We start from the raw sequence: 8,164 nt of genomic DNA, 5'->3' as shown, positions 1-8,164 counted from the left end.
CTGAATCACGAGAATACAGCTACGAAAAAGGGCTTGCCTGGTAACCAGAGCAAGCCCTTTCTGGTGAAGCGCTAAACCATCAGTCGCCGGTGTATTCGCATCCGCTGGTGCACGTCTCATGAATCCGCACTTTGCTCAACTCCGGCAGCAGCGGCTTGACCTGGTCCCAGATCCATTTGGCGATCACTTCGCTGGTCGGGTTTTCCAGACCGGGAATATCGTTGAGATAGTTGTGGTCGAGTTGTTCGTAGAGTGGCTTGAAGATCGCCTTGATCTCGGAGAAGTCGCGGATCCAGCCGGTATGAGGATCGAGTGGGCCGGTCAGGTGCAGGGCGACCTTGAACGAGTGGCCGTGCAGGCGACCGCACTTGTGGCCGGCGGGGACGTTCGGCAGGCGGTGCGCCGATTCGAAGGTAAATTCTTTGAAGATTTCCAAAATATCCAACTCTGAAAGCCAATGCTGTCGCGCAGTTTACCAGCAAGGTCACGACAAGGGTTGCAGATGGTCGCCCAGCGTGCCTCGCTCGACCAGCTCCAGGAAGCTGTCGCCCAGGCGCTGGCTTTCGGTCATTGCGGTACGCCAGTAACGCTGGCGGCTGGCAGCATCGCCCATGAAGCGCTTGAAGTCGCTGCGATCGGGCAACTTGCCGTAGGGTAGGCGGGCCAGATACTGGGGCGACGGTGCCAGCAACACCACGTTCTTCAGCCTTTCTGTATCGCCGCGCCGCCAGGGCAGGGCCTTGTCGAACCAGCCGGGAATCACCTTGTCGGTGAAATGCGGGTAAAGCACGATGTCGCCGCCGCTGTAGGGCAGGTCGAGGTGATAGTCGAGCAGACCGCCATCGCGATAGGTACCGGAGCCTGCTCCCGGGATGTCGCGCACGCCTTCCATGACCATCGGGATCGAGCCGGACGCCAGCAAGGCATGGCGCAGATTGTCGGTCGCCAATGGCAGGCAACGCGACGGGAAGTCCGTCAGGGTTCCCAGTGGCGGCGCGCTGCGGGCGTCGTGAAGGATGATGCGTTCGAAGTGTCTGGCCAGGCGTGGCCGACCGATGAGGTTATCGGCAATCACCGATGACAGCCCCAGCCCCAGGCGCGCGCGGTGATCCTCGGCAAGCAGGCCATGGCTCTTCACTACCATGATGTTCAAGCGATACAGCGGATTATCCAGGACTCTGGCATCGCGGCCTTCAAGCAGATCATCGAGCATGCGCTGGCAACTGCGGCTGACTTCGGCCTGGGTCACCCCTTTTGCGAAGTCTTGCGCCGTGTACAACTCGCCCAGGCGGCGGATCGCTGTGGTCGGATCTGGCAGGCAGGCACTGGCGAAGCGCCAGGAGCCAATCGAGGCGCCTATCAGCGCCCGCTCCCGTGGCGCCCGGGGCAGCCATTCGCCGAACAAGGCCAGGTCCAGCCCCTGGATACCCAGCGCCTTGGGGCCACCTGCGGCACCCGGTAGCACGCCGACATCTGCCGCGCTCAGCCCGTTTTCGCGTATGCGCGCCAATGCGCGTTTGCCAGCCTTGAGGGTCAGCGCAGGAAAGGGTGTATGGATGGCGGTCATTGGATCGGCTCGCTACGGGTTGACTGGCGAGTATAAGCCGCGGCGTACCGCGCTATCATGTCGCCAGCTATTTTCAGCTTCAATTAAGTTCGGCTGGTTAGACTTTCCACCGTACCCGATTGATAACGATGGAGAAACATGATGAAAACTTTCACTGCCCTGTTCGCCGCCGCTACCCTTGCCCTGGGAGCCAATGTCGCCCTGGCCAAGGACGTGCAACCCGACCAAGTAGTGAAGCTGGTGCAGAGCCAGCAGATCCAGTCGCTCGATGTCCTGAAACAGAAGGCCCTTGAGCAGTACCGCGGTTCGACCGTCACCGACAGCGAACTGGAGGAAGAGTACGGCCGCTACATCTATAAGGTCGAACTGCGGGACGCGCAGAACGTCGAGTGGGATGTGGACCTGGATGCCAAGACCGGCGAAGTCCTGAAGAACGAACGAGACAGCTGATGACACGTCTTGCCCTGGGCATCCGCTGGCCCCTGCTGGCACTGTTAGCGGTATGCTCCCTGGCCCTGGCCCGCGACCTTGACCAGGACGAAGCCCTGGCCCTGCGTCGCGACGGGGTCATCCTGCCGCTTGAACAACTGCTGCAAGCCGCCCTGGGACGCTATCCCGGGGCGCGCCTGCTGGAAGCGGAGCTGGAAGAGGATGACGATGTCTATGTCTACGAAGTCGAGTTGCTGACCGGTGAAGGTGTCGTACGCGAAATCAAGCTCGATGCCGCCAGCGGCACCCTGCTCAAAGATGAGGAAGATGATTGATGCGCCTGCTATTGGTCGAGGACAACGTCTCGCTCGCCGATGAACTGACGGCCAGCCTGCAACGCCAGGGCTACGCGGTGGACTGGCTCGCCGATGGCCGCGATGCCGTGTACCAGGGCGCCAGCGAACCTTACGACCTGATCGTGCTGGACCTTGGCCTGCCCGGTATCCCGGGGCTCGAAGTGCTGCGCCAGTGGCGTGCCGGTGGTTTGGTCACGCCGGTGCTGATCCTGACCGCGCGGGGCTCCTGGGCCGACCGGATCGAAGGACTTAAGGCCGGCGCCGACGACTACCTGAGCAAGCCTTTCCATCCTGAAGAACTGCAACTGCGCATCCAGTCCCTGCTGCGCCGTGCTCGCGGCCTGGCCAACCAGCCGACCCTGGAGGCCGCCGGCCTGCACCTGGACGAAGGCCGTCAGTGCGTCAGCCGCAGCGGCGAGGATGTGCAACTCACCGCTGCGGAATTCCGCCTGCTGCGCTATTTCATGCTGCACCCGCAGCAGATCCTGTCGAAGAGCCATCTCGCCGAGCACCTCTACAACGGTGAAACCGAACGCGATTCGAATGTGCTGGAAGTCCATGTCAACCACCTGCGCCGCAAGCTTGGCCGCAGCGTGATCGAAACCCATCGCGGCCAGGGCTACCGCTTTGGCGGGGCGTTGCAGTGAGGTCGATCCAGTCGCGTCTCAGCCTCGGCCTGGTGGGAACATTGGTGGTGGTCGGGCTGGCCCTGGCCCAGGTCAGCCTGTGGCTGTTCGAGGTGGGGCTGCACCGCTATCTGGAAAGCGGCCTGCGCAAGGAAAGCGAAAACCTGCTGATGGCCCTGGTCCAGGGGCCCAACGGCATGCAGCTGGATCAGCGGCGCATCTCCGCGGCCTACAACCGGCAGTTTTCCGGCTACTACTTCCGTATCGACTTCGACAGCCAGACCTGGCGTTCTCGCTCATTGTGGGACACCGAGTTGCCCAGGCCGGAAACCGCCGGCCTGCATGACGGTCTTGAACTCGGCCCGGCAGGCCAGCAACTGCTGGTGCTACGCGCCGATTACCGGCGCCAGGGCCGGGCCATTTCCATCAGCGTCGCCCAGGACTATACGCCCATGCGCGATGGCTTTCGCCGCATGCAACAGATCGGCCTGGGCCTCGGTCTGCTGGCGTTGGTGCTGGTGCTGGTGTTGCAACGCCTGATCGTCACCCGTTCGTTGCGTCCGCTGGAGCGTTCCCGCGAGCAGATTGCCCAGTTGCAACAGGGCAAGCGCACGCAACTGGACAGCGAAGTACCTGGCGAGCTGGAGCCCTTGGTCGCCCAGATCAACCACCTGCTGGCCCACACCGAAGACAGCCTGCGCCGCTCGCGCAATGCGCTGGGCAATCTCGGCCATGCGCTCAAGACGCCCCTGGCCGTGCTGCTTAGCCTGGCATCCAGCGAGCGTTTGAAGGACGCCCCGGAGCTGGCCGCGCAGTTACGCGAACAACTGGAGCAGATCCAGCAGCGCCTCAGCCGTGAACTCAACCGGGCCCGCCTGGCTGGCGATGCCTTGCCCGGGGCGCATTTCGATTGCGATGTGGAACTCCCGGGCCTGCTCTCGACCCTGGGCATGATCCATGGCGACGGCCTGCTGATCCGCCGCGATGTGCCGGAAGGGCTGTCGCTGCCCTGGGACCGCGAGGACCTTCTGGAACTGCTCGGCAATCTGCTGGACAACGCCTGCAAATGGGCTGACGGCGAAGTATGCCTGGGCATTTGCCAGACGCCGGACAGCTACCTGCTGTGGGTCGACGACGACGGTCCGGGGATTCCCGAGGATGCCCGCCAGGGTGTGCTGGAGCGCGGCGCGCGCCTGGATGAACAGGTTGCCGGGCATGGGCTCGGGCTGGGCATCGTGCGCGATATCGTCGAGGCCTGGCGTGGCCGGATGGACCTGCAGGCAAGTCCGCTGGGCGGCTTGCGGGTACATATCGAACTGCCGAGACGGGCAGGGCGCTGAGGCCCTGCCCGATAGGCCGGATTACACCTTGAAGTGATCCATCAAGCCCTGCTGCTGGTTGGCCAGGCTGTTCAGCGCCTGGCTGACCCGCGCCGATTCCTCCGCCTGATGGGACAACGATTCGGTGACATCGCGGATTGTCGCCACGTTGCCGCTGATCTCTTCGGCGACCGCACTTTGTTCCTCGGCGGCGCTGGCGATCTGCAGGTTCATGTCGGTGATCACTGCCACCGCCTCGCCGATCTGGCGCAGCGCGGTCACCGCCTGGCCGACCTGTTCGACGCTGCCCTGGGCCTGGCGATGACTGCTGTCCATGGCACCCACCACCTCGCGGGTGCCGGCCTGCAGTTGCTCGATCACATGGCGGGTTTCTTCCACCGATTCCTGGGTGCGCTGGGCCAGGTTGCGCACCTCGTCGGCGACCACCGCGAAGCCGCGTCCGGCCTCACCGGCACGGGCCGCCTCGATGGCCGCGTTGAGCGCCAGCAGGTTGGTCTGCTCGGCGATGGAGCGGATCACTTCGAGTACCGAGCCGATTTTCTCGCTGTTATCCGCCAGGCCTTCGACCTGGCCCATGGCAGTGCTCATGTTGGCGGCCAGGGTGCCGATGCTGTTGGTGGTCTGGTCGATCACCGCCAGGCCCTGGCGGGTCGCCTGGTCCACGTCCCGCGCTGCCTGGGCCGCTTGTGCCGCGCTACGGGCGACATCGTGGGCGGTAGCGCTCATCTCGTGGGACGCGGTGGCGACCTGGTCGACCTGGCGGTATTGCTGCTCCATGCCGGCACTGGTCTGGCTGGCGATGGCCGACGACTTGTCGGCAGTATCCCGCGCTGCGTGCACCGAGCTTTTCACTTCGGCGATGGTCGGCTGCAGCTTGTCGAGGAAGCGGTTGAACCAGCCGGCCAGCTCGCCCAGTTCGTCCTGCTCGGCGTAGGCCAGGCGGCTGGTCAGATCGCCATCGCCGCTGGCGATCTCGCGCAGGCGGTGGGCAACGTGGAGGATCGGCCGGGTCACGCCGCGGGCCAGCAGCCAGATCAGCAGCAGGCCGACCACCGCGGCCAGCAGGCCCAGGGCCAGTTCGATCATGGCGCCGCTGGTATTGCGCTGGTCCAGCTCCTGCTTGAGCGCTTCGGCCGGGCCGGTCAAGGCGCTTTCCGGTACATCCAGCAGGACGCCCCAAGGCTTGGCGCCAGGTGTCGGGGCGAACGAGGCCAGCACTTTCAGGCGGCCTTCGTGCTGGATGCTGTGCAGCGCGGTGCCATCGCCCAGCAGGCGCATCAGCTCGGCGCCGCTGGCCGTGTCGATGTCCGCATAGCGCTTGGCCAGCTTGCTGGCGTCCGGGCTGTAGCCGGCAAGCAGGCCGGCCGGGCTGATGATGCCGATCTGCGTCTGCCCGCCATAGAGCCGGGCGCTGGCGTCCTTGCTCAAGGCCTGCAGGCTGTTCAGGTTGATATCGATGGACAGGGTGGCGATGACCTTGTCGTTGACGATCAGCGGGAACACGATGCTGGTCATCAGCACCTGCTGGCCGGCGATCTCGTAGAAGTACGGCTCGGTGATGCAGGTTTTGCGCGTGGTGCGCGGGCATACCGACCAAGTGTTGGCCGGCTCGCCGCTCGGTCCGATGCTGGTGTCGGCCATGTCCTTTTCCGGCAGGGCCATGGAGGTCAACTGGCCTGCGGTCGGTTGCGACCAGTACAGGGCGAAGCGTCCGGTCTCGTTGCTGCCCAGGGCATCCTGGTTGGCGAAAAGCGTGTCCTTGCCGTCGAGGGCGTTGGGTTCGAACACCAGCGACAGGCCAAGCAGGTCCGGGTTGGCCTGCAGTGCCGAGCGCACCTGGCGGGTCATGTCCTCGCGCAGGTCGAAGGCATCGAGGAAGCGCTTTTCTGCCTGTTCACGCAGGAACAGCACCTGGCGCGCAAATCCGGCGCCGTACTGGTAGGCATCCATGAACTGCCGGCGGATGGTCAGCGCCTGGACTTCGCCCTGGGACTCGATGCGGCTCTCGGCCGCTTCGGTGAGCATCTGCATGCTGCTGGCCTTGACCAGCTCCGTCGTGTGCTCCATGCGATACAGCGAAAGACCGACCAGCAGGGTGACGATGCCGGCAAGGCAAAGTCCGGCCAGCAGAGTGATCTTCCATTGGATGGAAAGCTGTCTGAACGACATTGGCGAAATCCTTTGAACCATTAGAGATAGACACGCCGACTGTATCGGCCTCCGCACTGGTTTCTTTATTCAAACGTTCAATTTAATTGCGTCCTTTTCGTTCATCGACGCGACCCCTGCACCGCTGTGGGCCGCTGCGCTTTGACAATGGGGGAGGCCTCCTTCAGAGTGTGCGCCTTCCACATTACATACCGTCATTCGGCCAGGCCCCCAGGGCATATCTGTCGCCGACGCTAGTGCTTTTTCATCGTTTCAAGAGGCTGGAAAGAATGAATGCAGTCATTGCCGCGGTCGGCATCATGCTGGTGCTGAGCCTGTCCCGCGTGCATGTGGTCATCGCACTGATCATTGGTGCGCTGGTGGGCGGGCTGGTCGGTGGCCTGGGGATCGAAGGTACGCTCAAGGCCTTCAATGGCGGGCTGGGCGGCGGGGCCACGGTGGCGTTGTCCTACGCCTTGCTCGGCGCCTTCGCGGTGGCCATCGCCAAATCCGGACTGGCCCATGCCCTGGCCGACCGGGCCTTGGCGATGTTCCATGGGCAGCGCGACGGCCAGGGCGGAAAAATCAAATGGCTATTGATCGGGCTGATGCTGGTCGTGGCGATCGCTTCGCAGAACCTGCTGCCAATCCACATCGCCTTCATTCCGCTGCTGGTGCCACCGCTGCTCTATGTACTGACGCGGCTGCAGATCGACCGGCGCCTGGTGGCCTGCGTCATCACCTTCGGCCTGATCACCCCGTACATGTTCCTGCCGGTGGGCTTCGGCAATATCTTCCTCAACGAAATCCTCCTGGCCAACGTGGCCCGTAGCGGCGTCGATATCAGTGGCGTCAACGTCACCCATGCCATGGCCATCCCGGCGGCGGGCATGCTCGCCGGGCTGCTGATTGCGGTGTTCTTCAGTTATCGCAAGAAGCGCGTATACGACCTGGAAAAGATCGAGCAGGTCGAGCAGGTGGCGGTCAGCTACAACCCGCTGACGCTCCTGATTGCCGGTTGTGCGATCGCGGCGGCGTTCATCGTCCAGTTGTGGCTGGACTCGATGATCATCGGCGCGCTGGCGGGTTTCCTGATCTTCTCGGTTTCCGGCATCGTCCGCTGGAAGGACACCGACGACCTGTTCACCGAAGGCATGAAGATGATGGCGATGATCGGCTTCATCATGATCGCTGCCTCCGGCTTTGCCGAAGTGATGAAAGCCACTGGGGAGGTGAAGACGCTGGTCGAGGCGTCGGCGGTGTGGATCGACCACAGCAAGGGCATCGGCGCGTTGCTGATGCTGCTGGTGGGCCTGCTGGTGACCATGGGCATCGGTTCTTCGTTCTCGACCGTGCCGATCCTTGCGGCGATCTTCGTGCCGTTGTGCGTGCAACTGGGCTTCGACCCGATCGCGACAGTCTGCATCGTCGGTACGGCGGGGGCGCTGGGTGATGCCGGGTCGCCGGCGTCGGACTCGACCCTCGGACCGACGTCCGGGCTGAACGTCGATGGCCAGCATCACCACATCTGGGACACCGTGGTGCCCACCTTCATCCACTACAACCTGCCGCTGCTGGCGGCGGGGTGGGTGGCGGCGATGGTGCTGTAAGAGCGCTGCGGAGCCTGTGGGAGCGGGTTCACCCGCGATACGGTAGCGGATTAACCATCGCAATCGCGGGTGAACCCGCTCCCACCGG

At 63.8% G+C, this 8,164-nt stretch carries 8 protein-coding genes and 1 pseudogene; 5 read left to right on the top strand and 4 right to left on the bottom strand.

Annotated elements, in window-relative coordinates; all coding sequences use genetic code 11:
- Positions 1 to 79 precede the first annotated feature (79 nt).
- Together queD and ACKLLE_RS26285 are read right to left on the bottom strand one after the other, a co-directional pair.
- Positions 80 to 436 (bottom strand): 6-carboxytetrahydropterin synthase QueD, encoded by a 357-nt coding sequence (gene queD, locus ACKLLE_RS26290; protein WP_009401082.1) that lies wholly within the window; start codon positions 434 to 436, stop codon positions 80 to 82.
- Positions 437 to 484: 48 nt separating this feature from the next.
- Positions 485 to 1,567: a patatin-like phospholipase domain-containing protein gene (locus ACKLLE_RS26285; protein WP_064302882.1), complete on the bottom strand. Its 1,083-nt coding sequence runs from the start codon at positions 1,565 to 1,567 to the stop codon at positions 485 to 487.
- A gap of 141 nt (positions 1,568 to 1,708) precedes the next feature.
- Between ACKLLE_RS26285 and ACKLLE_RS26280 the strand changes: the two genes are divergently transcribed.
- From ACKLLE_RS26280 to ACKLLE_RS26265, 4 genes are read left to right on the top strand one after another with little or no spacing between them, the layout of a single operon-like run.
- Positions 1,709 to 2,017, top strand: a complete 309-nt coding sequence (locus ACKLLE_RS26280; RefSeq protein WP_420059486.1) for a PepSY domain-containing protein — start codon at positions 1,709 to 1,711, stop codon at positions 2,015 to 2,017.
- Positions 2,017 to 2,331, top strand: a complete 315-nt coding sequence (locus ACKLLE_RS26275; RefSeq protein ID WP_009401078.1) for a PepSY domain-containing protein — start codon at positions 2,017 to 2,019, stop codon at positions 2,329 to 2,331. Before ACKLLE_RS26280 ends, ACKLLE_RS26275 begins: the two co-directional genes overlap by 1 nt.
- Positions 2,331 to 2,999: a response regulator transcription factor gene (locus ACKLLE_RS26270; RefSeq protein WP_064302884.1), complete on the top strand. Its 669-nt coding sequence runs from the start codon at positions 2,331 to 2,333 to the stop codon at positions 2,997 to 2,999. Before ACKLLE_RS26275 ends, ACKLLE_RS26270 begins: the two co-directional genes overlap by 1 nt.
- Entirely contained in the window at positions 2,996 to 4,318 is a 1,323-nt protein-coding gene (locus ACKLLE_RS26265) for a sensor histidine kinase (RefSeq protein WP_420059484.1), read from the top strand. Before ACKLLE_RS26270 ends, ACKLLE_RS26265 begins: the two co-directional genes overlap by 4 nt.
- A gap of 21 nt (positions 4,319 to 4,339) precedes the next feature.
- On the opposite strand, the gene ACKLLE_RS26260 is transcribed toward ACKLLE_RS26265, so the two are convergent.
- Both ACKLLE_RS26260 and ACKLLE_RS26255 read right to left on the bottom strand, forming a co-directional pair.
- Positions 4,340 to 5,095: a methyl-accepting chemotaxis protein gene (locus tag ACKLLE_RS26260; RefSeq protein ID WP_376699749.1), complete on the bottom strand. Its 756-nt coding sequence runs from the start codon at positions 5,093 to 5,095 to the stop codon at positions 4,340 to 4,342.
- Between the two features lie 102 nt (positions 5,096 to 5,197).
- Positions 5,198 to 6,166, bottom strand: a pseudogene (locus ACKLLE_RS26255) (methyl-accepting chemotaxis protein); the annotation flags it as partial.
- Positions 6,167 to 6,756: 590 nt separating this feature from the next.
- Between ACKLLE_RS26255 and ACKLLE_RS26250 the strand changes: the two are divergent.
- The gene (locus ACKLLE_RS26250; RefSeq protein ID WP_009401073.1) at positions 6,757 to 8,076 is read left to right on the top strand and encodes a Na+/H+ antiporter family protein; all 1,320 of its coding nucleotides are present in this window, start codon (positions 6,757 to 6,759) and stop codon (positions 8,074 to 8,076) included.
- Positions 8,077 to 8,164: the final 88 nt, after the last annotated feature.

This window comes from Pseudomonas bharatica (assembly GCF_048586865.1).
Taxonomy (GTDB): Bacteria; Pseudomonadota; Gammaproteobacteria; order Pseudomonadales; family Pseudomonadaceae; genus Aquipseudomonas; species Aquipseudomonas bharatica.
Note: the sequence above shows the minus strand (reverse complement) of the source record. Positions and strands in the feature narration are given on the sequence as shown.